The organism is Streptomyces sp. NPDC050211 (assembly GCF_040656035.1).
Classification (GTDB): Bacteria; Actinomycetota; Actinomycetes; order Streptomycetales; family Streptomycetaceae; genus Streptomyces.
The window spans coordinates 186,215-210,230 of the sequence record NZ_JBFALC010000002.1 but is presented as its reverse complement, the minus strand read 5'-3'; the positions used below and the strand labels follow the sequence as shown (position 1 = coordinate 210,230).

At 70.2% G+C, this 24,016-nt stretch carries 24 protein-coding genes and 4 tRNA genes; 19 read left to right on the top strand and 9 right to left on the bottom strand.

Annotation, left to right across the window (positions count from 1 at the left end; translation table 11 throughout):
• Positions 1 to 81: 81 nt before the first annotated feature.
• On the bottom strand, positions 82 to 1,368 hold the full coding sequence (locus tag AB0I98_RS02930; protein ID WP_362934304.1) for an amidohydrolase family protein: 1,287 nt from the start codon (positions 1,366 to 1,368) through the stop codon (positions 82 to 84).
• A gap of 243 nt (positions 1,369 to 1,611) precedes the next feature.
• On the opposite strand from AB0I98_RS02930, the gene AB0I98_RS02925 reads away from it, so the two are divergent.
• The 9 genes from AB0I98_RS02925 to AB0I98_RS02885 all read left to right on the top strand — a co-directional run bounded on the left by AB0I98_RS02925 (position 1,612) and on the right by AB0I98_RS02885 (position 6,334).
• Positions 1,612 to 1,684: transfer RNA gene (locus AB0I98_RS02925), tRNA-Thr, on the top strand.
• A gap of 46 nt (positions 1,685 to 1,730) precedes the next feature.
• Positions 1,731 to 1,803: transfer RNA gene (locus AB0I98_RS02920), tRNA-Met, on the top strand.
• Positions 1,804 to 1,891: 88 nt separating this feature from the next.
• Positions 1,892 to 2,056: a 50S ribosomal protein L33 gene (rpmG, locus tag AB0I98_RS02915; protein ID WP_003948671.1), complete on the top strand. Its 165-nt coding sequence runs from the start codon at positions 1,892 to 1,894 to the stop codon at positions 2,054 to 2,056.
• 202 nt (positions 2,057 to 2,258) lie between these two features.
• Positions 2,259 to 2,711, top strand: coding sequence for a MaoC family dehydratase N-terminal domain-containing protein (locus tag AB0I98_RS02910; protein WP_301983260.1), 453 nt, complete (start codon positions 2,259 to 2,261; stop codon positions 2,709 to 2,711).
• Between the two features lie 2 nt (positions 2,712 to 2,713).
• The gene (locus AB0I98_RS02905) at positions 2,714 to 3,142 is read left to right on the top strand and encodes a MaoC family dehydratase (protein WP_301983261.1); all 429 of its coding nucleotides are present in this window, start codon (positions 2,714 to 2,716) and stop codon (positions 3,140 to 3,142) included.
• Positions 3,143 to 3,244: 102 nt separating this feature from the next.
• The gene (locus tag AB0I98_RS02900; protein ID WP_362934301.1) at positions 3,245 to 3,814 is read left to right on the top strand and encodes a TetR/AcrR family transcriptional regulator; all 570 of its coding nucleotides are present in this window, start codon (positions 3,245 to 3,247) and stop codon (positions 3,812 to 3,814) included.
• A 91-nt stretch (positions 3,815 to 3,905) separates the two neighbouring features.
• Positions 3,906 to 5,351 carry an MFS transporter gene (locus AB0I98_RS02895; RefSeq protein WP_362934298.1) on the top strand — a complete coding sequence of 482 codons (1,446 nt, stop codon included), beginning with the start codon at positions 3,906 to 3,908 and terminating at the stop codon, positions 5,349 to 5,351.
• A 328-nt stretch (positions 5,352 to 5,679) separates the two neighbouring features.
• Positions 5,680 to 6,270 carry a bifunctional DNA primase/polymerase gene (locus AB0I98_RS02890; protein ID WP_362934295.1) on the top strand — a complete coding sequence of 197 codons (591 nt, stop codon included), beginning with the start codon at positions 5,680 to 5,682 and terminating at the stop codon, positions 6,268 to 6,270.
• A tRNA-Lys gene (locus AB0I98_RS02885) sits at positions 6,261 to 6,334 on the top strand. Before AB0I98_RS02890 ends, AB0I98_RS02885 begins: the two co-directional genes overlap by 10 nt.
• Before the next feature lie 73 nt (positions 6,335 to 6,407).
• Here the strand turns inward: AB0I98_RS02885 and AB0I98_RS02880 are convergent.
• On the bottom strand, positions 6,408 to 7,751 hold the full coding sequence (locus AB0I98_RS02880) for a M6 family metalloprotease domain-containing protein (RefSeq protein WP_362934292.1): 1,344 nt from the start codon (positions 7,749 to 7,751) through the stop codon (positions 6,408 to 6,410).
• A gap of 359 nt (positions 7,752 to 8,110) precedes the next feature.
• Here AB0I98_RS02880 and AB0I98_RS02875 point away from each other — a divergent pair, with 359 nt between their 5' ends.
• The gene (locus tag AB0I98_RS02875; protein WP_362934289.1) at positions 8,111 to 9,976 is read left to right on the top strand and encodes an EAL domain-containing protein; all 1,866 of its coding nucleotides are present in this window, start codon (positions 8,111 to 8,113) and stop codon (positions 9,974 to 9,976) included.
• Here AB0I98_RS02875 and AB0I98_RS02870 read toward each other — a convergent pair.
• From AB0I98_RS02870 to AB0I98_RS02860, 3 genes are all read right to left on the bottom strand, one after another.
• Entirely contained in the window at positions 9,952 to 11,043 is a 1,092-nt protein-coding gene (locus AB0I98_RS02870; protein ID WP_362934286.1) for an LLM class flavin-dependent oxidoreductase, read from the bottom strand. The two genes, AB0I98_RS02875 and AB0I98_RS02870, sit on opposite strands and share 25 nt — an antisense overlap.
• A gap of 63 nt (positions 11,044 to 11,106) precedes the next feature.
• Positions 11,107 to 12,495: an amidase gene (locus AB0I98_RS02865; protein ID WP_362934283.1), complete on the bottom strand. Its 1,389-nt coding sequence runs from the start codon at positions 12,493 to 12,495 to the stop codon at positions 11,107 to 11,109.
• Positions 12,496 to 12,514: 19 nt separating this feature from the next.
• A complete protein-coding gene (locus AB0I98_RS02860; RefSeq protein ID WP_362934280.1) occupies positions 12,515 to 13,474 on the bottom strand; it encodes a D-2-hydroxyacid dehydrogenase in 960 nt (319 codons plus the stop codon).
• A 194-nt stretch (positions 13,475 to 13,668) separates the two neighbouring features.
• On the opposite strand from AB0I98_RS02860, the gene AB0I98_RS02855 reads away from it, so the two are divergent.
• Positions 13,669 to 14,508, top strand: coding sequence for an aspartate/glutamate racemase family protein (locus AB0I98_RS02855; protein WP_362934277.1), 840 nt, complete (start codon positions 13,669 to 13,671; stop codon positions 14,506 to 14,508).
• A complete protein-coding gene (locus tag AB0I98_RS02850) occupies positions 14,505 to 15,236 on the top strand; it encodes a decarboxylase (RefSeq protein WP_362934274.1) in 732 nt (243 codons plus the stop codon). Before AB0I98_RS02855 ends, AB0I98_RS02850 begins: the two co-directional genes overlap by 4 nt.
• Here the strand turns inward: AB0I98_RS02850 and AB0I98_RS02845 are convergent.
• Both AB0I98_RS02845 and AB0I98_RS02840 read right to left on the bottom strand, forming a co-directional pair.
• Positions 15,208 to 15,561, bottom strand: coding sequence for a helix-turn-helix domain-containing protein (locus AB0I98_RS02845; protein ID WP_362934271.1), 354 nt, complete (start codon positions 15,559 to 15,561; stop codon positions 15,208 to 15,210). The two genes, AB0I98_RS02850 and AB0I98_RS02845, sit on opposite strands and share 29 nt — an antisense overlap.
• 435 nt (positions 15,562 to 15,996) lie before the next feature.
• Positions 15,997 to 16,461, bottom strand: coding sequence for a hypothetical protein (locus tag AB0I98_RS02840; RefSeq protein WP_362934268.1), 465 nt, complete (start codon positions 16,459 to 16,461; stop codon positions 15,997 to 15,999).
• A 246-nt stretch (positions 16,462 to 16,707) separates the two neighbouring features.
• Between AB0I98_RS02840 and AB0I98_RS02835 the strand changes: the two genes are divergently transcribed.
• Positions 16,708 to 17,550: an alpha/beta hydrolase gene (locus AB0I98_RS02835; RefSeq protein WP_362934852.1), complete on the top strand. Its 843-nt coding sequence runs from the start codon at positions 16,708 to 16,710 to the stop codon at positions 17,548 to 17,550.
• Positions 17,551 to 17,616: 66 nt separating this feature from the next.
• On the opposite strand, the gene AB0I98_RS02830 is transcribed toward AB0I98_RS02835, so the two are convergent.
• A complete protein-coding gene (locus AB0I98_RS02830) occupies positions 17,617 to 18,111 on the bottom strand; it encodes a DUF3830 family protein (protein ID WP_362934265.1) in 495 nt (164 codons plus the stop codon).
• A gap of 126 nt (positions 18,112 to 18,237) precedes the next feature.
• Here AB0I98_RS02830 and ehuB point away from each other — a divergent pair, with 126 nt between their 5' ends.
• The 6 genes from ehuB (at position 18,238) to AB0I98_RS02800 (ending at position 22,348) form a co-directional block, all read left to right on the top strand.
• Entirely contained in the window at positions 18,238 to 19,113 is an 876-nt protein-coding gene (gene ehuB, locus AB0I98_RS02825; protein ID WP_362934262.1) for an ectoine/hydroxyectoine ABC transporter substrate-binding protein EhuB, read from the top strand.
• The gene (gene ehuC, locus AB0I98_RS02820) at positions 19,110 to 19,811 is read left to right on the top strand and encodes an ectoine/hydroxyectoine ABC transporter permease subunit EhuC (protein WP_362934259.1); all 702 of its coding nucleotides are present in this window, start codon (positions 19,110 to 19,112) and stop codon (positions 19,809 to 19,811) included. The genes ehuB and ehuC overlap by 4 nt, the downstream gene beginning before the upstream one ends.
• The gene (gene ehuD, locus AB0I98_RS02815; protein WP_362934256.1) at positions 19,808 to 20,458 is read left to right on the top strand and encodes an ectoine/hydroxyectoine ABC transporter permease subunit EhuD; all 651 of its coding nucleotides are present in this window, start codon (positions 19,808 to 19,810) and stop codon (positions 20,456 to 20,458) included. The genes ehuC and ehuD overlap by 4 nt, the downstream gene beginning before the upstream one ends.
• Complete coding sequence (gene ehuA, locus AB0I98_RS02810; protein WP_362934253.1) at positions 20,448 to 21,230, top strand: ectoine/hydroxyectoine ABC transporter ATP-binding protein EhuA; 783 nt, start codon at positions 20,448 to 20,450, stop codon at positions 21,228 to 21,230. Before ehuD ends, ehuA begins: the two co-directional genes overlap by 11 nt.
• Positions 21,231 to 21,437: 207 nt before the next feature.
• A complete protein-coding gene (locus tag AB0I98_RS02805) occupies positions 21,438 to 22,196 on the top strand; it encodes an IclR family transcriptional regulator C-terminal domain-containing protein (RefSeq protein ID WP_362934250.1) in 759 nt (252 codons plus the stop codon).
• Between the two features lie 78 nt (positions 22,197 to 22,274).
• A tRNA-Lys gene (locus AB0I98_RS02800) sits at positions 22,275 to 22,348 on the top strand.
• Here the strand turns inward: AB0I98_RS02800 and AB0I98_RS02795 are convergent.
• Positions 22,314 to 23,984, bottom strand: a complete 1,671-nt coding sequence (locus AB0I98_RS02795) for a long-chain-fatty-acid--CoA ligase (RefSeq protein WP_362934247.1) — start codon at positions 23,982 to 23,984, stop codon at positions 22,314 to 22,316. The two genes, AB0I98_RS02800 and AB0I98_RS02795, sit on opposite strands and share 35 nt — an antisense overlap.
• Positions 23,985 to 24,016: the final 32 nt, after the last annotated feature.

Genomic DNA, 24,016 nt, shown 5'->3' with positions numbered 1-24,016 from the left:
TCTTTCCCTCCCCGAACATCCACCGATCCTGATCGCGCGCCTGGCGCCCACCACCGCCGCCAGCTCCCCAACCCCCAACCCTCACGACAACTCCCCGCGCCCCTGCCGAGGCAACCCCAGCTCCACCGCTACCGTCGAGTTGCAGTACTCCCGTACCGCGCTCGTCCGTGCCACTACGCGCCCCCGGTGCACCACGATCCGGCTGTACGCCAGCGACAGCGCGCTCGCCAGCCCGTCGCCCCGCACCGCGAGCAACTCGGCCGGGAATCCCGCCTCCACTCGGACCTCGGGCAGGCCGAGCACGGCACGAGCGGTCGTGCTCACCGCGTCGTAGGCGTCCTCGGGGCGCAGCCCGTAGCGCGAGGCGAGCAGATACGCGGCCTCCAGGGGGTCGCCGCGGCCGACCGGGTTGGAGACGTCACGGAGCGAGCCGCTGCCCGCGGCCACCCGTACGCCGGCCGAGCGCAGCAGCCGTACCGGAGCGGTGCCCCGGCGGTCCACGCCCCCGCAGCCGCCCTGGGGCAGGCACGCCACGGTCACTCCGGCCGCGGCGAGCTGGTCGGCGGTGCGGGAGGCCACCTCGGAGGGCAGCCGGCTCAGGCCCCCGCACGGCCCGAGTGTGACCCCGGGGCGCAGCCCTCCGGCCATGGTCGCGAGGCGGGCCAGACGGGCCGGGTCGGTGGCGTCCGTGTGCAGGTCGACGGGGCAGCCGTGCTCGGTGGCGACCTCCAGGACAGCCTCGACGTAGCCCGTCGGATCGGGGTCCAGATCCGGACAGCCGCCCACCACGGAGGCGCCCATCTTCGCCGCGTCCCGCAGTATCGCGAGCCCGTCCGCCCCGGCACGGCCGGTCAGCACACGGGGCATGGCCACCGTCATCAACTCGGTGAGCCCGCGCAGCGATCGCCGGGCCTGCAGTACGGCGCCCAGCGCGCCCAGCCCCTGCACGTCCCCCACGCGCACGTGCGCACGCAGCGCGGTCGCCCCGTGTCCGAGCTGCAGCAGGGCGGCCTCGGTCGCCCGGCGCTGGACGTCCTGGGGGTCGTACGAGACCGGACCGCCCTCGTCCGCCGACAGCGCGGTGTCGGCGTGGGCGTGCGGCTCGGCCGGGGCGGGCAGCAGCAGATAGCCGCCGAGGTCCACGCGTGCGCCCGGACCGGGCGAACCGTCCGCCGTCAGGCTCCCGGCGGTACCGACCGCCTCGATGCGCTCACCGCCCAGCCGTACGTCCACGGTCCGGCCGTCGGTGAGGCGCGCCCCGCACAGCAGCAGGGAGGCCGATTCGGTCTGCCCGGACGAGCCCGCTGAACCCGACGAGCCCGAAGCGGACGACGACGAAGGGGGCGGCTGCGGCTGGCTGTCGGGCATCGCGCTCCAGTGGCTCGGGGACTGCGCGGAGGACGCAAGATCACACAGAGTGAGTCGAGCCTAGGGTGGCGATCCGCGCGCGACGCGCAGGAGCGCAATAGTCGTACCGGCGTGGTCCGCCGAACGGGAGAGGCGCGCGGGGACGCTTCACGCGCGCGTGGCGGACCTGCGTTCGGGACGGGACGGGTGCCGCGAAACGGATTTGGGTGAACGGCGGCCGAGCGTGTAATGTCTTCATCGCTCGCCCCAATAGCTCAGTCGGTAGAGCGTCTCCATGGTAAGGAGAAGGTCTACGGTTCGATTCCGTATTGGGGCTCCGGTGTGGGAGGTTCTCGCCGCGAGGCGGGAACCGATCACATCACAGCGGTGTAGCTCAGTCGGTAGAGCAAGCGGCTCATAATCGCTGTGTCACCGGTTCAAGTCCGGTCACCGCTACTGACAGTAGCCGATTGTGGGGTCGGTCCTTCGGTCGGCTACTCTTTTATGCGTTCATCGTCCCATCCGTTCGTCAAGGAGCACTCCTGTGGCTGCCACCGACGTCCGCCCGAAGATCACGCTGGCCTGCGTGGAGTGCAAGGAGCGGAACTACATCACCAAGAAGAACCGGCGTAACAACCCGGACCGACTGGAGATGAAGAAGCACTGCCCGCGTTGCAACGCGCACACCGCGCACCGCGAAACGCGATAAATCAGGCTCGTACGTCGAGGCCGTCCCCACATCGGGGGCGGCCTCGCGTCGTTCCACCGGCCGGAACCGACCGGTAACCGCACTGACCGGTAACCGCACTGACCGGTGACCGCACCGACAGGTAACCGCTCCGGCAGCAACGGCGACAACGGCAGCAGCAGGACCAGCAGGACCAGCTGAACTATCAGGAGGTGCCGAGCCCATGGCGCTCGACCAGTCCTTCGTGGGGCGGACCTATCCGCCCACCGACCCCTATGAGGTGGGCCGGGAGAAGATCCGCGAGTTCGCGGAGGCCGTGGGGGACACCAACCCGGCGTACACGGACCCGGAGGCCGCCAAGGCGCTCGGTCACGCCGATGTGATCGCCCCGCCGACCTTCGTCTTCTCGATCACCTTCAAGGCCGCGGGACAGGTCACCGCCGACCCCCAACTGGGCCTGGACTACAGCCGGGTGGTGCACGGCGACCAGAAGTTCTCCTACGTCCGCCCGGTGCGCGCCGGCGACCGGCTCACGGTGACGTCCACCATCGAGGCGATCAAGTCCATGGCGGGCAACGACATCCTGGACATCCGCGGCGAGGTCCACGACGAGGCGGGCGAGCACGTCGTCACCGCCTGGACCAAGCTCGTGGCGCGCGCCGCAGAGGAGGACTGAGAGTGACCGCGAAGATCTCGTACGAGGACGTGGAGGTCGGCACCGAGCTGCCGGCCCAGTCCTTTCCCGTGACCCGCGCCACCCTCGTTCGGTACGCGGGCGCCTCCGGGGACTTCAACCCGATCCACTGGAACGAGAAGTTCGCCAAGGAGGTCGGGCTGCCGGACGTCATCGCGCACGGCATGTTCACCATGGCCGAGGCGATCCGCGTGGTCACCGACTGGACCGGCGACCCGGCCGCGGTCGTCGAGTACGGCGTCCGCTTCACCCGGCCCGTCGTCGTCCCGAACGACGACCAGGGCGCCACGATCGAGGTCGCCGGCAAGGTCGCGGCCAAGCTCGACGACAACACGGTCCGCGTCGACCTGACCGTCACGAGCGCCGGGCAGAAGGTGCTGGGGATGTCCCGGGCGGTCGTCCGGCTGGCCTGAGCATGGTCTTCGGTAAAGGGCGTCCGCTATTGCGGGCGCCCCTTACCCATGACCGGCCCTACCCCCTTGACGTAGTTAGTGATTGAGCACTAACTTTCTCCCATGGTCAGGATGAGCGCAGAAGAGAGGCGCGAGAGCGTCATCCGCGCGGCGACGAACGAGTTCGCCCGCGGTGGCTATCACGGCACGTCGACCGAGGCGATCGCCCAGCGGGTCGGCGTCTCGCAGCCGTATCTCTTCCGGCTCTTCCCGGGCAAGAAGGCGATCTTCCTGGCGGTGGCCGAGCGTTGCGTCGAGGACACCATTCGCACCTTCGAGCAGGCCGCTGAGGGTCTGCATGGCGAAGAGGCCCTGCATGCCATGGCGAACGCGTACACCAAGGTCATCGCGGAGCACCCCGAGCAGCTGTTGATGCAGATGCAGATGTACGTCGCCGTGGGAGCCGCCGAGAAGGAGGGCGACCACGAGTTCGGTACGGCGGTACGGGACGGCTGGATGCGCCTGTGGGAGACCGTTCATCTGCCGCTGGGGGCCGACGTCAACGAGACGACGACCTTCATGGCGTACGGGATGCTCGTCAATTGCCTGGTGGCCATGGGCTTCCCGCCCGAGCACCGGGTGTGGGAGGGGCTCTATCCCTCCGCGCGCGCCACCGGCCGACTCGAGCACTGAGGCAAGGAAAGCCGTCCAAGCGTCTTTTCTTGCCCGCAAAAGTTAGTCATCAATTACTAACCACGGCAAGTGATCAACCTCTGGGGGAGAGATGTCACAACAGAACGCACGTCGTGGAGAGGCCGTCTGGGCTCTCGCCATCACCAGTGTCGCCGGATTCATGGCGTCCCTGGACAACCTCGTCGTCACCACCGCGCTGCCCTCGATCCGCGAGGATCTCGGCGGAGCGCTGCACGACCTGGAATGGACCGTGAGCGCCTATACGCTCACCTTCGCCGTGCTGCTGATGTTCGGCGCGGCACTCGGCGACCGCTTCGGCCGTCGCCGGCTTCTCATCGTCGGCCTCACGATCTTCACCGGCGCGTCCGCGGCCGCGGCCGTCGCGCCCGGCATCGACAGCCTCATCGCCGCCCGCGCGGTCCAGGGCGTAGGCGCCGCGATCATGATGCCTCTGACGCTCACCCTGCTCACAGCGGCCGTTCCCGCCGCGAAGCGCGGAATGGCGTACGGCATCTGGGGCGCCGTCAACGGACTCGCCGTCGCCTCCGGGCCGCTGATCGGCGGCAGCCTCACCGAGCACATCTCCTGGCAGTGGATCTTCTGGCTGAACGTCCCGCTGGGCCTGGCCCTGCTGCCGCTCGCCCGCCTCCGCCTCGCCGAGTCCCACGGCACCGGCTCCCCGCTCGACGTCCCCGGCACCCTGCTCGCCAGCGGCGGACTCTTCGGGATCGTCTACGGCCTGGTCCGCGGCCCCGCCGACGGCTGGACCGCCCCTCTCGTCCTGACCGGCCTGTTCGCCGGATCCGCGCTGCTCGTCGGCTTCATCCTCTACAGCGCCCGCGCCAAGAACCCCATGCTCCCGATGCGGCTGTTCCGCTCCCGGGCGTTCTCCGGGATCAACGCCGCGAGCCTGCTGATGTTCCTGGGCATGTTCGGCTCGATCTTCCTGCTCAGCCAGTACATGCAGGGAGTGCTCGGCTACTCGCCCACCGAGGCGGGCCTGCGCATGCTGCCCTGGACCGGCATGCCGATGCTCGTCGCGCCCATCGCCGGCATCCTCTCCGACCGCATCGGCGGCCGCCCCGTCGTAGCCACCGGCCTCTTCCTCCAGGCGATCGGCCTCGGCTACCTGGCTTCCGTGGTCACGGCGGACGCCTCCTACTCCATCCAACTGCCCGGCCTGATCATCAGCGGCATCGGGATGGCCCTCTACTTCGCCCCCGCCGCCAACCTGGTCATGTCCAGCGTCCGCCACAGCGAGCAGGGCATGGCCTCCGGCGCCAACAACGCCCTGCGCGAGGTCGGCGGCGCGCTCGGCATCGCCATCATGGCCTCGATCTTCTCCGCCCAGGGTGGCTACGAGACGGGACAGACCTTCGTGGACGGCTTGCGCCCCGCCCTGGTCACCGGCTCCGCGGTGGTAGCCCTGGCCGGAATCGCAGCCCTTCTGATCCCGGCACGGTGCTCCACGCAGCCCCAGCGGCCGACCCAGACCGAGGACGCCCCGAAGCCGGCCCTGGAACCGGCCGCAGGCTGACAAGGACACGGCCCCACCCACGGGGGCCGTGTCCGACGCACCCGGCGCGGTGGCTGGGGCGGGGTGGGTCGCGCAGCCCGGCGCTGACGGGGTGCCGCCTGCGCCCACCCGTGCCGCCCCAGGCGGCACGCATGCCCGCAGCTTGGGCGGGACGGGACGGCAGCCGCAGCTGGGCGGCGCCGCTGCTCGCAGCTTGGCGCGGCGGCAGCCCGCAGCTCGGCGCGGCGGCATATGCCAGGCGGGCAAGATACTCCCTCCCCTTGCTCTCTGTCCCCGTTTCCGGCAACCCTCCGGGACTGTCGGCTCACCGGCGGTAGATCTGGACGGTATGAGCCGCAGCACCCGCAATGAGACGTTGTCCGGTCGATTCGACGTATCCGGTGTCACCGCGGACGGTGCCGCGTGGCTGGCGTCGGCCGGTGCGTACCCGCGGAGCACCCTCGCGCTGTGGGAGGAGCGGCCGGACGCGCCGGTCGTGCTGCCGTGCGGTACTGCCTTCGATGTCGTGAGCGTGCCCGCGGTCTTCGGGCGTCAGATGCTGGACCGGTTGTGGGACGAGGGACCGGGGTCCGGGCCGGTCGCGGTGTTCCGGGGGCGGATGCTGCTGTTCGCCGGGCCGGGTACGGCACACCGGCTGCCGTCGCTGCTGGACTGGGAGGAGTGGGCCGGCCGTACCGGCGGAATCCCGCCACTGCTCTGTCACGGCCATGGCGACGCCGTGACCCTCCCCGCACCCCTCGGCGCGGTCGGCCTCCACTCCCGCTGGCTCGTCGCCCCCGACACCCGTCATCCCTGGCTGCCGGGGCCGGAAATTCTGCTGTGGGCGGCCGTGCGGGCGGCCCGGACCACCGTACGGATATCGATTTTTCCTCCCGCCGATCAGGGTGCTAAGGTCTACGACGTCAGCAGGCGCCGCTAGCTCAGTTGGTTAGAGCAGCTGACTCTTAATCAGCGGGTCCGGGGTTCGAGTCCCTGGCGGCGCACCGACCGGAAGGCCTCCCACTCAGGTGGGGGGCCTTTTGCGTGTGTCACGGGCAACCAGATCACGCACCCAGATCACGCACCCGTGATCTTCACCGTCCACGCCCCCGCCCCCGTCCGCCCCTCCACCTCCACCCGGACCCCTTCTCCCGGGACCGTGAAGGTCTCGCCGAGGGCGACCGGGGCGTCTGCGAGGGGTGGGTAGACGGAGTTCGCCCAGCAGGCCTCGGTGCGGGGGTGGGCGTCGATGACCTGGATCGGGCCGGCGCCGGATGGCTCGCCGCTGCGGATGCGGTAGACGAGGATGCCCTGGCGGCAGGCTGTCGCGTCGTTGCCGACGGGGCCGCGTGCCTCGAAGGCGAGGGCCGTGTCGGCGCCGGTGCGGAGGATGGCCACTTTCGTGCCGTGACCGAGGCCGAAGGACGGGGCGCCCGCGGCGCCGGTCGCCGGGATGTCCGGGCCCGCCGCGAGCGGCTCCAGGGTCAGCCGGGTGGGCCCGCTGCCCTGCACGCATCTCACCTGACGGCCGTCCAGCCAGCCCAGCTTCCACTTGTGCCAGCCGAACAGGTCGGGGGCCAGGCCGAACTGGCTGCCCATCAGGTCCCAGTCACCGACATAGGTGTCCCAGTCGCCCTCGTCGTCCGTCGGCCGGTGGTACAGGTCGGGCAGGTCGAAGACATGCCCGGTCTCATGGGCCAGGACCAGCCGGTCCGGCGGGTGCTGTTCGAAGACCGTGACGACCCGGCGCAGATCCGTGCCGTCGGCGCGCAGCGGCGTCTCCAGGTTGACGACCTTCGTCGCGTCCGAGTCGACGCCGGGGGCGTGCGGATCGGCGACGAAGTAGACGATGTCGTAGCGGGAGAAGTCGACGTGCGGGTCGGCCACCCGCATGGCGTCGCGCAGGAACGCCGCCCGGTGCGCGGAGTTCCAGTCGCGCTGTATGGCGTACGACATCGACGAGTGCGGCATCCGGATCCAGTGCCGGAGCGGGTGCGGGCGCAGGGTGAAGCGGCCGTAGGAGGAGCGTTCGAAGAAGCGGCTGGTGACCGGGAAGTGGTCGGCGGTCAGTTCGGCGGGGGTGGTCAGCGGGGCGGAGTCCGGGAAGGACAGGAACACCATCACCGCGTCAAGCCGGCGGGCCGGGCGCGGATAGGCGGCGTTCCAGGTGTCGACGCCCTCCGAGTGGTGGGCGTCGGTGCGGTGCAGGGCGCACGAGGCCGGCGAGAAGGGCTCGGCGACCGAGGGGCCCGTGATCAGGGAGGTCGCGGCGAGCGCGGACATCGTGGTGAACACCGCGGCCGTACTGCGCAGTCGGGGCCGCGCCGCCGCCCAGCCGAACCCTCGGCGGACCCCATGGGTGAGTCCGGTGAGGGAGAGCTGACGTGGCACGGGGACCTCCGGGTGCGGTTCGCGGGACACCGCATCCAGCCTGTGCGAGATTGTCGTACTACGTCCTGTTTGTCTGGACCAGATGAGTGAGATACCCGAGAGACCGTCAGAAGAGAGGACCAGTGGCAACAGCCGAAGCCGACACCCCCGAATCGCTCACGGAACGTCACATGCGATCGGGGGCCCGAAGAACCCGCCCATGTGCGGGCAGAAACGATCTGCCAGAAAGGCCGGTGCGTCGGGGACACTGGACTGTGGCTGGAAGGGCCCGGGGCCAGCCTCTATGATCGGCACACTTTCCAGCCCGGACACGGCCCGGAGGCCTTCCTCCCCGGACGGCCATCCCGACGAGACCCATCCGAAGATCGAGTGCACTGCGGGAGCGAGCGGTGAGCGGAACGTCCGAAGGGCCGGCGCCCACGGCAGATCTCATCCAACCTGCCGTCACAGAGAGTGATGAAATGTTGTCGTCCGGTATCACCCCGGACACTCTGAACCCACCAGTCGACTTCCGTTCCGCGTTCTCCGCCGCCCCGCTCGCGATGGCCGTGGTCGACCGCGAGGGCCTGGTCGTCAGCGCCAACGAAGCGCTCGGCGCTCTACTCGGCGCGCAGCCAGGGGTGTTGACCGGCAAACTGGCCGCCGATCTGGTGGACCTGGCGTCCGACGCCCGTACTTGGCACGCGTATCGCGAGGTGCTGCGGGGGCGGCAGGCGCGGCTGCGCTGTACACGTCGTATCAAGCATCCCGACGGGCAGGCGGTGTGGGTGCAGGTCACGGTGGGGCCGCTGCCGGACCGGGCCGAGGCGGTGCTGCTGTCCGTCTTCGACATCAGTGCCCGGCGTGAACTCCAGGCGCGGCTGCGGCATTTGCAGATGCACGACCCGGTGACCCGGCTGCCCAACCGCACGCTGTTCTTCGAGCGCCTGTCGTCCGCGCTGGAGGCGGATGCGTACGCCGAGGGCGGCACCGGACGGATCGGGCTGTGCTACCTGGATCTCGACGGCTTCAAGGCGGTCAACGACACGCTCGGCCACCGGGTCGGCGACCGGCTGCTGGCCGCCGTGGCGGAGCGCCTCAACCGCTGTGCGGACGAGGCCGGTTACGCCAGAGCGAGCGCGCCGCTGGTGGCGCGGCTCGGCGGGGACGAGTTCGCCCTGCTGGTCGAGGACTCGACGGGGACCGAGCAACTCGCCGATCTGGCCGAGTCGGTGCTGCGGGCCCTGCAGGCGCCCTTCGACCTGTCCGGCCAGCGGCTGTCGGTCTCGGCGTCGATCGGTGTGGTGGAACGCCGGGCTGCCGGGACCACGGCGACCGGTCTGATGCAGGCCGCCGACACCACGCTGTACTGGGCGAAGGCCGACGGCAAGGACCGCTGGACGCTGTTCGACCCGGAACGCAACGCCCACCGCATGACCCGTCAGGCCCTGGCCTCCACCCTCCGTCCGGCCATCGAGCGCGGTGAATTCACCCTCGAGTACCAGCCGTTGGTGGGCATGGAGGACGGACGGCTGCGCGGGGTCGAGGCGTTGGTCAGATGGAACCATCCACAGTTCGGCGTACTGACGCCGAATCGGTTCATCGGATTGGCGGAGGAGGACGGTTCGATCGTTCCGCTGGGCCGTTGGGTGCTCACGACCGCCTGCCGGCAGGCGCGGCGCTGGCAGGTGGAGCACCCCGACGAGCCCCCGCTGTTCGTCAGCGTCAATGTGGCGGTCCGCCAGGTCTGGGACTCGGATTTGGTGGCGGACGTGGCCGAGACGCTGGCGGAGACGGGCCTCGCACCGCATCTGCTCCAGCTGGAACTCACCGAGTCCGCGGTGATGGGCTCGGCGGGCCGCCCCCTCCAAGCGCTCCAGGCGCTCAGCGAGATGGGCGTGGGCATCGCGATCGACGACTTCGGCACCGGCTACTCGAACCTGGCCTACCTCAGCCGGCTGCCGGTGTCGGTGCTGAAGCTCGACGGGTCGTTCGTACGGGGCTTCCAGTACGACAGCACCGACAGTTCCGCCGACAAGGCCGTCGCGCCCAACCCGGCGGACGAGGTCATCGTCGAGGCGATGATCCAGCTCGCCCACCGGCTGGGGCTGACCGTCACGGCCGAGTGCGTGGAGACGTCGGCGCAGGCCACCCGGCTCCGGCACATCGGCTGCGACACCGGGCAGGGGTGGCTGTACTCCCGTCCGGTGCCGCCGGATCGTATCTCCGAGCTGCTGGGCCCGCCGGAGATTCAGGCGGCGGTCGGCAACCCGTAGGCGTCCGCGATGAGTTCGTAGCTGCGGACGCGGAGGGCTCCGTCGTGGGCGTGCGAGGTGAGCATCAACTCGTCGGCGCCGGTGCGCTTTTGGAGGTCGTCGAGGCCGGAGCGGACTTCGTCGGCGGTGCCGTGGATGATGTTGGAGTTCCAGGAGCCGATGAACTCCCGCTCCATGGGGCTGAATTCGTAGGCCTCGGCTTCCTCGGGCGTGGGGACGAGGCCGGGACGTCCGGTGCGCAGACGGATCATGTTCAGGGCGCCGGCCATGACCTGGCGGCGGGCCTCCTTCTCGTCGTCGGTGGCGAGCGCGGAGACGCCGATGAGGGCGTACGGCTCGTCCAGGAGCGCCGACGGCTGGAAGGACTCCCGGTAGATGTCGAGGGCCGGGATCGTGTTCTGCGCCGAGAAGTGGTGCGCGAAGGCGAAGGGCAGGCCGAGAGCGGCGGCGAGACGGGCGCTGAAGCCGGAGGAGCCGAGCAGCCAGACCGGGGGGCGGTGCGGGGACTGGACGCCGCCGGGGCTGGTCGCCTGGACCGGGCCGGGGACGGCGTGGATACGGCGGTAGGGGTGGCCGTCGGGGAAGTCGTCGTCCAGGAAGCGGACCAGCTCGGCGAGCTGCTGGGGGAAGTCGTCGGCGCCCTCATTGAGGTGGTCCGTGCGGCGCAGGGCCGCCGCGGTGGCACCGTCCGTGCCGGGGGCGCGGCCGAGGCCCAGGTCGACACGGCCCGGGGCCATCGCCTCCAGCGTGCCGAACTGCTCCGCGATGACGAGCGGGGCGTGGTTCGGGAGCATCACGCCGCCCGAGCCGAGGCGGATGCGGCTGGTGTGGGCGGCGAGATGGGCGAGGATCACGGCCGGCGACGAGGAGGCCACGCCCGGCATGGAGTGGTGCTCGGCGACCCAGTAGCGGTGGAAGCCGCGCTTTTCGGCGAGGCGGGACAGCTCGACGCTGGTGCGGAGGGCGTCGGTGGCGGTGTGCCCCGCACCGACGGTCACCAGGTCCAGTACGGAGAGGGGGGTGGGGGCCGTGCCCTGCGCTGTGCCCCGTATCTCGTCTGCCGTCACGGTGAAGCCTCCTGTGTCGATGCCGTGCGCTGTCCGCGGCAAACAACAGGAGGCTGTCTCCGTTTATTCCCGGGGACCGGCGCCCCCTGCCTCGTAGAGCGCATGCGCCGCCCGCAGGACCAGATCGTCCCGGTGCCGCGCCCCCACGATCTGCAGCCCGATCGGCAGCCCCTCCCCGTCCGTCCCCACCGGCACCGTCGCCGCCGGCTGCTGGGTCATGTTGAACGGGTAGGTGAACGGCGTCCACCCCGTCCACCGCCGGTGCCCCGACCCTTTCGGTACCTCGGCGCCCGCTTCGAACGCGGTGATCGGCAGGGTCGGCGTGACCAGCAGGTCGTACGACTCGTGGAACTGCCCCATCCGGCGCCCGAGTTCCATGCGGACGTCGACCGCGGCGAGGTAGTCCAGCGCGCTGTAGCGGGCGCCGAGCGCGCAGATCTCCTGGAGTCCCGGATCGAGCAACTCCCGCTGGTGCGGCCCGAAGTGCTGGGTCACCCGGGCCGCGCCGCTGAACCACAGGGTGTGGAAGGCGTCCACCGGGTCGGTGAAGTCGGGGTCGGTCTCCTCGACGTACGCGCCGAGCCCGGCCAGGCGTTCCACGGCGCCCCGTACGGCCGCGGCGACCGCGGGACGGACCGCCACCTGACCGCCCAGGGCGGGCGAGTAGGCGACCCGCAGGCCGCGGACGCCGCCCGCGAGGGCCTGGACGAAGGAGGTGGTCGGTGCGAGCGCCGACCAGTCCCGGGTGTCGGGAGCGCCGATCACGTCCATCAGCAGGGCCGCGTCCGCCGCGTCCCGCGTCATCGGCCCGACGTGCGCGAGCGTGCCGAAGGCGCTCGCCGGATACAGCGCCACTCGCCCGTACGTCGGCTTCAGCGCGAAGATCCCGCAGAAGGCGGCCGGGATGCGGACACTGCCTCCGCCGTCCGTGCCGAGGGACAAGGGCCCCGCGCCCAGCGCCACGGCCGCCGCGCTTCCGCCGCTCGAGCCGCCCGCGGTGCGTGAGGTGTCGTGCGGATTGCGGGTCACCCCGGTCAGCGGTGAGTCCGTGACGCCCTTCCAGCCGAACTCAGGCGTCGTAGTCTTCCCGAGGAACACGGCACCGTGCTCGCGCAGCCGGGCGACGGAGGGGGCGTCCTCGTCCCAACGGCCGTTCGGATCAATGGCCTTGGAGCCCTTGAGCGTCGGCCCGCCCCGCATCAGCAGGATGTCCTTCACCGTCACCGGCACCCCGTCCACCAGCCCGGCCGGCTCCCCGCGCCGCCACCGTTCCGCCGACTCCGCGGCCCGCGCGAGCGCGTCCTCGGGGTCGAGACGTACGAACGCGTTGACGAGCGGCTGCAGCTGCTCGGCCCGTTCCAGGGCCGCTCGGGTCGCCTCGACGGGGCTGAATTCGCCCTTTCGGTAGCCGTTGACGAGTTGTACGGCGGTCAGCTCGGTGAGCTCCGACATGCAGACCCTCCCAGGGACGTCAGCGTCCGGGTACGTACCCGCGCTTCTTGTCGACCACGTTCAGCAGTGATCTGCCCGCCTCCCAGCGTTCGTACAACTCCACGAACTGCCGGCCGAGTTCGTCCCGCCAGCCGATCGTGTCGCCGCTCATGTGCGGGGACACGATCAGGCCGGGCAACTGCCACAGCGGGCTGTCGGGGGTGAGGGGCTCGTGCTCGAAGACATCCAGGGCGGCGCCCGCGATCCACCGCTTGGCCAGCGCCTCGGCGAGCGCGTCCTCGACGACCAGCTGGCCGCGGCCGACGTTGATGAAGCGGGCGGAGGGCTGCATCATGCCGAAGCGGCGGGCGTCGAACATGCCGTGCGTCTGCTCGGTGAGCGGCGCGGCGGCGATCACCCAGTCGGCGCGGGCCATCAGCCGGTCGAGGTCCTCGGGGCCGTGGACGCCGGTGCGCGAGGCGCGCCCGACGAGCGCGGTCGTCACTTCGAGGGCCTTGAGGGTACGGGCGATCGTCCGCCCGATCGGGCCCGTGCCGACGATGCAGGCGCGCGTGCCCGCGACCCGCTGCGACTCGCGGTGGCGCCACTCCCGGGCGCGCTGCAGCTCCCACGTCCGCGGCAGATCCTTGGCCATCGCGAGGACGAGCGCGGCGACGTACTCGGCGATGGGCTGGTCGAAGACGCCGCGCGCATTGGTGACCACCGTGTCGGAGTCGGCCAGCGCCGGGCACATCAGATGGTCCACGCCCGCGCTCGCCGTGTGCACCCAGCGCGGGCGCGGTCCCTCGCCCGGCCAGGCCTCGCGCACGGCATGTGAGGTGAAGTCCCAGACCAGGAGCACATCGGCGTGCGGGAGGCGCTCGGCGAGGGTCGAGGGGTCGGCGTGTTCGATGCGCGCGCGGCCGGTGAGGCGGCCGAGGCGGGGCGGCGGCTCTGCGTCGAGGACGAGGAGGGTGGGGGCGGACGGGGGTGAGGTCATTCGGGGGCCGTTTCTCGGCGATTTCTCGGCGATGACAGTCGTCTGACGTGGGCGGTGATGTGCCGGTAACGACACGTTGACCTGCGGGCGACATGCGAGGATTGACCACGCTCGCACCCGAACCTACCTTCGTCAACATGGGCGGGCGTTGGGTCCGCTGCCCTCTCGCTTCTCATGTGAGGCCGGTGCCTGCCATGGACGTCTCCTTTCTGGGCGGACCGCGCCCTCAGCGCGGTGTCGGTGTAGTTGCCCCCTTCGACTTCGCGCTCGATCGCGAGCTGTGGCGCTGGGTGCCCGACGACATCTCCCTCCACCTCACGCGCACGCCGTTCGTGCCCGTCGAGGTCAGCCTCGACCTGGCCAGGCTGGTCAGCGAGCACGAGACGCTCGGAGACGCCGTGCGCACCCTGAACGCCATCACACCCGAGGTCGTCGCCTACGCCTGCACCTCCGGCAGCTTCGTCGGCGGCATCGCGGGCGAACGCGCGATGTGCGAGGCGATGACCCGCGAGGGCGCCGTGCCGTCCCTCACGACGTCCGGCGCGCTGCTGGAGGCGCTGGCCTCGCTGGGCGCGCGAAGGGTCGCGCTGGTGACGCCGTACACGGTGTCGGTGACCCGCTCGCTGGAGAAGTACGTGGCGGAGGCGGGCGTCACGGTCACGGGCTGCGCTTTCATGGGCCTGACCCGGCACATCTGGAAGGTGCCGTACCGGAACGTCGCGGACATGGCCCGGCAGGCGGTGAGCCGGGGCGGGGCGGACGCCCTGTTCATCAGCTGCACCAACCTGCCCACGTACGACGTCATCCCCCAACTCGAGGCGGAACTGCGCCTGCCGGTGCTGTCGGCCAACCAGGTGACGATGTGGGCGGCACTGCGCCGACTGGGTACCCGAGCGGTGGGGCCGTATCAGCGGCTGATCGATCCGGCCGCGCGGATCGGCCCCGTGGTGCCGGAGAGTTCCGGCGCCGTACTGCCGGAGGGTTCCGGCCCCGTACTGCCGGAGGAAGAGCAGCAGCAGGAAGGGTGGACATGACAGCACTCGGATTCCTCTACCCGGGCCACTCCGCCGAGGACGACTATCCACGCATCGAGCAGCTCCTGGGCAGCGACATCCGGCTCGACGTGATCCACACGGACATCGGCGAGGACGCCCACCGCGTCGACGCGCTGCTCCGGATGGGCTCGGCGGAACGACTCGCGGCGGGCACCGAGGCCCTCCGCCTGACCGGCGCCGAGGCGGTGGTGTGGGCCTGCACCAGCGGCAGCTTCGTCTACGGCTGGGAGGGCGCCCACGACCAGGTCCGCACCCTCGCCCTCGCGGCGGGCATGCCCGCCTCCTCGACGTCCTTCGCCTTCGTGCACGCGGTGCGGGAGCTGGACGTGCGGCGGGTCGCGGTCGGCGCGACGTATCCATCGGACGTGGCGGACCTGTTCGCTCAGTTCCTGCGGGCGGGCGGCGCGGAGGTGCTCTCCGTCCGCGGCTCCGGCATCATCACGGCGGCCGAGGTCGGCACCTGGGGCGAGGAAGAGGTCCTGACGCTGGCCCGCGAGGCGGACCACACGGACGCGGAAGCGGTCCTCCTCCCGGACACCGCCCTCCACACCGCCTCCCACCTCCCGGCCCTGGAGAAGGAACTGGGCAAGCCGGTCCTCACCGCGAATCAGGTCACGGTCTGGGAGGCGCTGCGGCTGACGGACCGGCGGGTGAACGCGCCGGTGCTGGGTTCGCTGTTCACGAGGGAGCCGATCGTGCAGGTGTGACGGCGGAGCTTGTGACGGCGGGGCTCCCGGGTGCGGTGGTGATGCCGTCGGTGTGCAGCAGCCAGGTCAGGGTGATCATGAGGTCGAGCCGGTCGGCGGGGTCGTGGCACCGGGTGCCGGTCAGTTCCGCTATCCGCCGCAGCCGGTAGCGGACGGTCTGTTCGTGGACCTGGAGCCGGGCGCTCGTGATCACGGCGTTGTCACCGCACTGGAGATAGGCGAGGAGCGTGGTCAGCAGCGGCACCCGGCGGCGCGGTGGCAGGGCGACCACCGCGACCGTGCCGGGCACCCTCCAGTCGGCCGCCCTGGCCTGCTCGTGGATCATGCCGGGTTCCGGCGGCGGCTCGCGGACCAGCAGATCACGCAGTCGCCGGCGCCGGCGCTCCCGGTCAGTGGCCAGATGACCCTGCTGACGCGCGTACCGTTCCTGATGACTGAGCGGGAGTGAGCCCGTTCAGCCGCACGCCCCGAACGGTCTTGGGCGCACTGGTCCCCGGCGTACTCAACCCCGGGGCGGCGACACGCATCCTGTGCGTGGTCCGGGCCCGGGAGGCCAGTTCCCTGCGCGATCTGGCCGACGGGTACAGCCAGAGGCGACGGAGAGGCCCCGAACCATCACTCTGGTGGAGCGGGGGCTCCGCACGCTGGCGCCGCACTCGGCGTCCCAGGTCGCACGATCACCGTAGCCCGGTCGGCCCAGTGCGCCGCAAGCTCGCGAGCGGACCATCACACGATCGAGCTAACTCGACCTCGTACGCACTCACCGACGAGCAGTCACCAACCCCTGGGCGCCGGCGTCGGCCGCCTGGGCGAGGAGCCCGAAGAGGCCGTCGGTGAGCGAGGAGAGGGTCTCCTTGGACCAGGAGAACCGGTAGGCGTCCTTGATGAACCGGCGGCAGGCGACCTGCCCGCTCAGCCTGAGCGCGGTCTGCAACCGGTCGAGGCTATAGCCCCGGCGGGCCGCCTCGGCTCCCAACTGGCTGTACAGCACGGTCAGTTGGGTGGAACCCGTGGCGTCCCGGCCGAGCGAGTCGACGAAGTGGGCGACGGTTTCGTTGATGACCTGACGGACGGCTCTGCGGTAGTCGGCGTCCACGGGCGGACCGCCTTCGTGAACATGCACCCGGACCTCGCGCTCGATCTCCTCGACGGCGTCCGGGAGGTGCGGCCGGAGCAGGTCCGACAGCGACTTCGCCAACGGTGGGTCGATGACAGTCACAGGCATCCTCTTCCGTCCCCCCGGATGGTCCAGGCAGATCGTTCACCTCGTCAACTCACCTGCATGACAAGGTGAGTTGATCGTTTTATCGGCATCGCGCCAACCTTGTCGGAGACCGACAAACAAGGCCGCGAATTGCCCGTCGTCACATGCAGCACGCCGGTCTCCCTGATTCCACGATGTCCTCTCGAAACCCCCACACTCACGAGAGGACTCTCCGTGAAACCAGCGCTGAGAAAAAGGTTAGGAGTACTGCTCACCGGTCTGTCCCTGACCGTGCTGCTGGGCGTCAACACCCCGGCCGAGGCGGCACAGAACCCGTACGAGCGCGGCCCCGCCCCCACGCAGGCCAGTGTCATCGCCGCCCGCGGCCCGTTCGCCATCGGCCAGGTGAGCGTGCCGTCCGGCAGCGGCACCGGCTTCAACGGCGGCACGATCTACTACCCGACCGACACCAGTCAGGGCACGTTCGGCGCGGTCGCGGTCATTCCCGGTTTCGTCTCGCCCCAGTCCGTGGTCCAGTGGCTGGGCCCCCGTCTGGCCTCGCAGGGCTTCGTCGTCTTCACCCTGGACTCCAACGGGCTGTTCGATCAGCCGCAGAGCCGCGGCAGCCAACTGCTCGCCGCGCTCGACCATCTGACCACGAGGAGTCCGGTCCGCGATCGCGTCGACCCCAACCGCCTCGCGGTCATGGGGCATTCGATGGGCGGCGGGGGCTCGCTGTGGGCGGCGCAGAACCGGTCGTCCCTGAAGGCGGCGATTCCGCTGGCGCCCTGGGAAACCGACTCCACCTGGGAGAGCGTCAGGGTGCCTACGATGATCATCGGAGGCCAGTCCGACACCCTCGCCCCGGTCGCCTCCATGTCGATCCCGATGTACACGTCCATGACGGCCGCGCCCGAAAAGGCGTACCTGGAAATGCTGAACGGCAGCCATCTCGCCCCCGTCAGCGAGAACGTCACCACCGCCAAGTACGCCCTGTCCTGGCTGAAGCGTTTCGTCGACAACGACACCCGCTACGACCAGTTCCTCTGCCCGGCGCCCGCCCCGAACACGGCGATCAGCCAGTACCGCGACACCTGCCCCAACGCCTGATCCCCCGCGCCGGCCTGGCCCTCCTCTCTCCCCGGGAGGGCCGGGCCAACCCTGCGGCAAGGCGCGTCATACCCTCCGGAAGCTGAGGCTCTCCCCCGCCGCCCCGGTCCGCCACAGGTCGTTGCAGCCCTCCGCCATCTCCGTGAGGCCCTCGACCACCGTCCCCCAGACGATCCCCGGTACCCACCCCACGTCAGCGTTGAGCAGCAGGTTGTTGCGCTCGTAGAAGAGGGCGAGGTCGACGAGGGTCGTGCCGGCGCGGACCTCGCGGTCGTAGCCGTAGGCCTTCGTGCCCAGTTCCGCTCCCGCGAAGGAGAAGTAACAGAGGTCCCCCGGGATGGGGGTCACCGTCGGATTCTCCAGAGGCGGCTCCGCGTCCGCGAACGGCGCGAAAAGGGCGTAGATCTCATTGCGTGCGTATTTCGCGTGGTAGACGTCGCCGGAAAGCGGCAGGGAATCCCAGACGGCGGCGCAGGTGATCGGTGCGCGGTCGTCGAGCAGCCGGGCCCGGCAGGTGATTCCGCGCTTGACCAGCGATACCTCGATGTAGCGATCAGCCATGCAGTCCATGGTGCCCCGCCGGTCAAGAGGGCGTGGCCAGGAACGGGGCTCAAATCGGCCCGCATAACTCGCATGAGGTCGGGTAGCCGCGCCGCCATGGCTCCATCACTGGAACATGGCTCATATATGTCCGGGCCCACGCGCCGGTCGCTGCTCGCGGGGGTGGCGGCGGTCGGCGCGCTGGGCGCCGCGGGCTGCTCACGCGTGGCCTCGGCTTCGTCCACGGAGGGCGGTGATCTGCTCGACCGGCTGAAGGCGCAGGGTGTCGTACGGCTCGGGATCGCGGGCGAGATCCCGTTCGGATACATCGATACGAACGGCGAACTCACCGGTGAGGCGCCGGAGTTGGCGAAGGTGATCTTCAAACGGCTCGGCGTGGACAGCGTGCAGGCCGTGCCGACGGAGTTCGGGTCGCTCATTCCGGGGCTGAACGTGCAGCAGTTCGACGTCGTGGCGGCGGGGATGTACGTCAATCCCGAGCGCTGCGCGGAGGTGATCTTCGCCGATCCCGACTACCAGATGCTCGACGCCTTCATCGTGCGCAAGGGGAATCCCAAAGGGCTGCACAACTACAAGGACGTCGTCGAGAAGAAGGCGAAGTTCGCGACCGGGACCGGTTACGCGGAGATCCAGTACGCCGTCGAGGCGGGGTACAAGGAGAGCGACATCATGATCGTCCAGGATCAGGTCGCCGGGCTGAACGCGGTGGAGGCGGGGCGCGTCGACGTCTTCGCCGGGACCGCGCTCACCACCCGTGAGGTGGTGAAGAAGTCCGCCAAGGCCGAGTCGACCGAGCCGTTCAAGCCACTCGTCGGCGGGAAGCCGCATGTCGACGGGGGCGCCTTCGCGTTCCGTCCGACGGAGACGAACCTCCGCGACGCCTTCAATGTGGAACTGCGCAAGCTCAAGCAGAGCGGAGAGCTGCTCCGCATCCTCCGGCCCTTCGGCTTCACCGAGGCCGAGATGACCGATCTCACCGCGAAGGAGCTGTGCGGCGGATGACCTCGGGACTGTGGGAACTGGTACTCAAGGGCCTCTGGGTCACGATCCAGCTGCTCGTCTTCAGCGCGCTGCTCGCGGCGGCCGTGTCGTTCATCGTCGGCACCGCCCGCGTCCACCGGCTGCGGATCGTCCGCTTCCTCGCGGGCTTCTACACCGAGGTGTTCCGCGGAACGTCGGCGCTCGTCATGATCTTCTGGGTGTACTTCGTGCTGCCGCCCGCCTTCGGCTGGCAGCTGGTGCCGATGTGGGCGGGCACGCTGGCGCTCGGACTGACCTACGGGGCGTACGGCTCCGAGATCGTGCGCGGCGCGCTGGCCGCCGTGGACCCGGCGCAGAAGGAGGGCGGGATCGCGCTCAGCTTCACGCCCTGGCAGCGAATGCGGCTGATCCTGCTGCCGCAGGCGGTGCCGGAGATGATCCCGCCGTTCTCCAACCTGCTGATCGAGCTGCTCAAGGGCACCGCGCTGGTGTCGATCATGGGCATGGGCGATCTGGCGTTCAGCGGCAGCCTGGTGCGGCTCGCCCTGCAGGAGAGCGCGGAGATCTACACGTACATCCTGCTGATCTACTTCGTGATCGCCTTCCTGCTGACGCGTGTGATGCGCGGACTGGAGAAGAAGTTGAAGGCCGGGGTCGGCAAGAAGCCGGAGAAGAAGGTGTCCGCGGTGCGCGTGCCTGAGGGGAGTGGTGTCGCGTGAACTGGGACTGGGGAGCGGTCGCCGACTTCATGCCGCACTTCTGGGACGGCCTGCTGGTCACCCTGCAAGCGCTGGTGCTCGGCTCGCTGATCTCGTTCGCGCTGGGTCTGGTGTGGGCGCTGCTGATGCGGGTGCCGACGCGCTGGGTGACCTGGCCGGTCGGGGTCCTCACGGAGTTCGTACGCAACACCCCGCTGCTGGTGCAGCTGTTCTTCCTCTTCTACGTCCTGCCCGAGTGGAACATCACCTTCTCCGCGCTGACCACCGGCGTCTTCGCGATCGGCCTGCACTACTCGACGTACACGATGCAGGTCTACCGGGCCGGTATCGAAGCGGTGCCCGTCGGCCAGTGGGAGGCGGCGACCGCGCTGAACCTGCCGCTCAGGCGGACGTGGACCGTGGTGATCCTGCCGCAGGCGATCCGCCGGGTCGTGCCCGCGCTCGGCAACTACGTGATCGCGATGCTGAAGGACACGCCGATGCTGATGGCCATCACCGTGCTGGACATGATGGGCGAGGCACGGCTGTTCTCCCAGCAGACCTTCCGCTTCACCGAGCCGCTGACCGTGATCGGCGTGGCCTTCATCCTCATCTCCTATCTCGCCTCCGTCCTGCTGCGCACCCTGGAGCGACGCCTTGTCCGTTGACACCGAAAAGAACCCGACCGACGTGCCGGCCTCCTCGTCCGAACTGATCCGCCTGGAGAACGTGACCAAGCGGTTCGGCGAGAACACGGTCCTCGACCATCTCGACTTCTCCGTGAGCGCGGGCAAGCACGTCACCCTGATCGGCCCGTCCGGCTCCGGCAAGACCACGATCCTGCGGCTGCTGATGACGCTGACCAAGCCCGACGAGGGGACCATCACCGTGGACGGGGAGCAGTTGTTCCCCGCGCCGGAGAAGCAGGTCCGTGAGGTCCGCAAGAAGATCGGGATGGTCTTCCAGCAGTTCAACCTGTTCCCGAACATGACGGTGCTGAGGAACATCACCGAGGCACCGGTCACCGTGCTCGGCATGAGCAAGGACGAGGCGGAGGAGCGGGCGCGCGGGCTGCTGGACCTGGTGGGGCTCAGCGACAAGTGCGACGCCCACCCCTCCCAGCTCTCCGGCGGCCAGCAGCAGCGCGTCGCGATCGCGCGGGCGCTGGCGATGCGGCCGCAGGTGCTGCTGCTCGACGAGGTGACGTCCGCGCTCGACCCGGAGCTGGTCGCCGGTGTCCTCGACGTCCTCAGGGACATCGCCCGTTCCACGGACATCACGATGCTCTGTGTGACCCACGAGATGAATTTCGCCCGCGACATCTCCGACCAGGTCCTGATGTTCGATTCCGGCCGGGTCATCGAGGCCGGGCCGCCGGAGAAAATCTTCAGCGAGCCGGAGCAGGACCGAACGCGGGAGTTCCTCAGCGCGGTTCTCTGATTACAGGAGGTGAAGGCGGGCGGGCTGCCGGAGCGCAAACGGCAGCCCTTTCCTCTGGCATATGCCAGAGTGTCAGTCCCCCTGTTGAGAGGGCCGGAATCTCGTCAACAACCGCTCACTACAAGCCTCTTGCCGGTTATCGTGGAGAGGATCCGCTGACCGGATTGCGGCCCAAGAGCGAGCCAAGAGCGAGCGCAGGGGGAAACCGTGGCGCTGATGAACGAGCCGACCGCGCCGTACCACTCGGCCCAGGACGCCCTGCGCGTCCTGGAGACGGTGGCGCGGCACTCCGCCGGAGTCACCGACGCCGAGCTCGCCCGGCACACCGGCCTCGGCGCCGAGCGGCTGCCCGCGCTGCTGCGGATGTTGCGCCGTGAGGGGTACGTCGAGCAGGGCGCCGACGGTGCCTATGTCACCGGCGCCGCCCTCACCCGCCTCACCTCCGCGCACGGCCGCGAGGAGGCCCTGCGCGAGAAGCTCCAGGGCACCCTCGACCGGCTGCGCGACTCGGTGGGCGCCGCCGTCTACATCAGCCGGTACGTGGACGGCGAGATCAACGTCACGCAGTACGCCGACGGCCCCACCACACCCGCGGTCAACGAGTGGGTGGACTTCCGCTACTCCGCCCACGCCACCGCGATCGGCAAGAGCCTGCTCGGGCAGCTCGACCACAACGGCCGCCGGGACCATCTCTCCCGGCACAAGATGGCCCGACTCACCTCGCGCACGATCACCAGCGACAAGCTGCTGCTCTCCCGCCTGGAGGCCCAGCCGCCGACCGTGCCCCACCTCGACCTCCAGGAGTACGCGGTGGGCACGGTCTGCGCCGCCGTCCCGATCACGGCCGGCTCCTCGGTGGGCTGCCTCGCCCTCTCCCTCCCGGTCGAGCACGCGCACCGCCTCAAGCAGGCAGCCGACGCGCTGAACCGCAACGCCGCCCCGGTGCTGCTCTCGCTGGCCATCTGAGGTTGGTCAGGAGCACCCCTCAGGACCAGGTAATATTTTCTGTGCCGTCGGCGGCCAAGCCCAGCCGACGGGAGTCACGCGCCGCTAGCTCAGTTGGTTAGAGCAGCTGACTCTTAATCAGCGGGTCCGGGGTTCGAGTCCCTGGCGGCGCACCGGTGAAGGGCCTCTCGTGGGAGCGAGGGGCCCTTCTTCGATGTCCGCTTCGATGTCCGCGTGCGTCAGCCTTCGGTAGGCGTCCTCCCCCGCCGGTCGCCACCACACGGGATCGGTGCAGCGGACGCCCTCCTTGCGCAGTTGCGCTCGGTGGATCTTGTTCGTCGCCGTGACCGGCATCCGCTCCACGACCCGCACGAACCGGGGTGCCATCTTGGTCCCGAGGTCGGGCTGAGCTGCCAGAAAGCGCGCGAAGCCCTCCGGCTCGAAGGTCCCGGAGATCGCCGCCATCACCTGGTCCCCGGTCACCGGGTCCGGCACCGCGTACACGGCGACGGCGTCCGCACCCTCGTACCGGGCGAGGATGTTCTCGATCATCGCGGCGGCGAGATTCTCGCTGTCGACGCGGATCCTGTCGTCCGCGCGCCCGGCGAAGTACAGGAACCCGTCGGCGTCCCGGCAGAAGAGGTCGCCGGTCCAGTACGCGCCGTCCCGCAGCCGTGCCGCGTCCGCCTCCGGGTTGCGCCAGTAGCCCTCGAAGGGATTCGGCCCCCGGTTCACCAGCTCGCCGATCGCCTCCTCCCCGTTGAGCAGCCTCCCCGTGGAGTCGAAGAGAGCCGCCGGGCACTCCTGTCCCGTCTCCGGATCGAGTACGACCAGCCCGGGCGTCGCAGGCCCGACCGCCCCCGTCGGCGTCCCCGGCGTCCACTGCACCGCCGCCCCGCCCTCCGACGACCCGTATCCCTCCACCAGCCGCACGCCGAACCGCCGCTCGAACGCCGCCGCGTCCACCGCCCCCGCCTCCGTGCCGAAGCCGAGCCGCAGCGGATTGTCGCGGTCGTCGGGCCGTTCCTCGGTGGCGAGGATGTACTGCACGGCCCGCCCGACGTACGTGAAGTACGTCGCCCCGTAGCGCCGTACGTCCGTCAGGAACCCCGACGCCGAGAACCGCCGCCGCAGCGCCACCCCCGCCCCGGCCGCCAGCGCGGGCGCCCAGTCGGCGATCACCGCGTTGCCGTGGAACATCGGCATGCAGATGTAGTGCACGTCGTCCCGGCCCACCCCGAAGTGGCCGGCGAGCGAGTGCCCGGCGGCGGCAAGGCGGCCCTGGGTGCAGACGGCGGCCTTGGGGGCGCCGGTCGAGCCGGAGGTGAAGTACAGCAGGAGACGGTGGGACGGGGTGGCCCGGGTGGCGTCCGGGCGGGCGTCGGCGTAGGGCGCGAGCAGGTCGTCGTACTCCTGTGTGTCGGTCGACAGCAGGCGTACGCCGGGCAGGTCGAGGCCGCTGAGGAGCGGCAGGCGGGTGCGGTCGGTGAGGACGATCCGGCAGTCGGTGTGCAGGATGTCGCGGGCGAGTTCGGGGCCGCGGCGGGTGGGGTTGATCCCGGCGACGGCCGCACCGCCGAGGGCGGCGGCGCCCAACCACAGCGGGTACTCAGGGGTGTTGTCGAGCAGCACCGCGAGGTGCGGCTCGGCGCCCGGCGGCAGCAGATCGGCCATCAGCGCCGCCCGGGCCGCCGCTCCGGCCGCCATCTCGTGGTGGGTGAACGTCCGTTCCTCGCACCACAGCCCCGGGCGGTGGTCGCCCCACCGCGCCGCGACGAGTTCCGCGACCGTGCCTGCACTGGATTCCATGGGCGCGCACGGTAATTGACGCACCGTCAGAT

Excerpts from the sequence above, each read along its gene's own strand:
- AB0I98_RS02930 (WP_362934304.1), bottom strand. The coding sequence starts at position 1,368 with ATGCCCGACAGCCAGCCGCAGCCGCCCCCTTCGTCGTCGTCCGCTTCG.
- AB0I98_RS02910 (WP_301983260.1), top strand. The coding sequence starts at position 2,259 with ATGGCGCTCGACCAGTCCTTCGTGGGGCGGACCTATCCGCCCACCGAC.
- AB0I98_RS02900 (WP_362934301.1), top strand. The coding sequence starts at position 3,245 with ATGGTCAGGATGAGCGCAGAAGAGAGGCGCGAGAGCGTCATCCGCGCG.
- AB0I98_RS02895 (WP_362934298.1), top strand. The coding sequence starts at position 3,906 with ATGTCACAACAGAACGCACGTCGTGGAGAGGCCGTCTGGGCTCTCGCC.
- AB0I98_RS02890 (WP_362934295.1), top strand. The coding sequence starts at position 5,680 with ATGAGCCGCAGCACCCGCAATGAGACGTTGTCCGGTCGATTCGACGTA.
- AB0I98_RS02865 (WP_362934283.1), bottom strand. The coding sequence starts at position 12,495 with ATGTCGGAGCTCACCGAGCTGACCGCCGTACAACTCGTCAACGGCTAC.
- AB0I98_RS02860 (WP_362934280.1), bottom strand. The coding sequence starts at position 13,474 with ATGACCTCACCCCCGTCCGCCCCCACCCTCCTCGTCCTCGACGCAGAG.
- AB0I98_RS02855 (WP_362934277.1), top strand. The coding sequence starts at position 13,669 with ATGGACGTCTCCTTTCTGGGCGGACCGCGCCCTCAGCGCGGTGTCGGT.
- AB0I98_RS02850 (WP_362934274.1), top strand. The coding sequence starts at position 14,505 with ATGACAGCACTCGGATTCCTCTACCCGGGCCACTCCGCCGAGGACGAC.
- AB0I98_RS02845 (WP_362934271.1), bottom strand. The coding sequence starts at position 15,561 with ATGATCCACGAGCAGGCCAGGGCGGCCGACTGGAGGGTGCCCGGCACG.
- AB0I98_RS02840 (WP_362934268.1), bottom strand. The coding sequence starts at position 16,461 with ATGCCTGTGACTGTCATCGACCCACCGTTGGCGAAGTCGCTGTCGGAC.
- AB0I98_RS02830 (WP_362934265.1), bottom strand. The coding sequence starts at position 18,111 with ATGGCTGATCGCTACATCGAGGTATCGCTGGTCAAGCGCGGAATCACC.
- ehuB (WP_362934262.1), top strand. The coding sequence starts at position 18,238 with ATGTCCGGGCCCACGCGCCGGTCGCTGCTCGCGGGGGTGGCGGCGGTC.
- ehuC (WP_362934259.1), top strand. The coding sequence starts at position 19,110 with ATGACCTCGGGACTGTGGGAACTGGTACTCAAGGGCCTCTGGGTCACG.
- AB0I98_RS02795 (WP_362934247.1), bottom strand. The coding sequence starts at position 23,984 with ATGGAATCCAGTGCAGGCACGGTCGCGGAACTCGTCGCGGCGCGGTGG.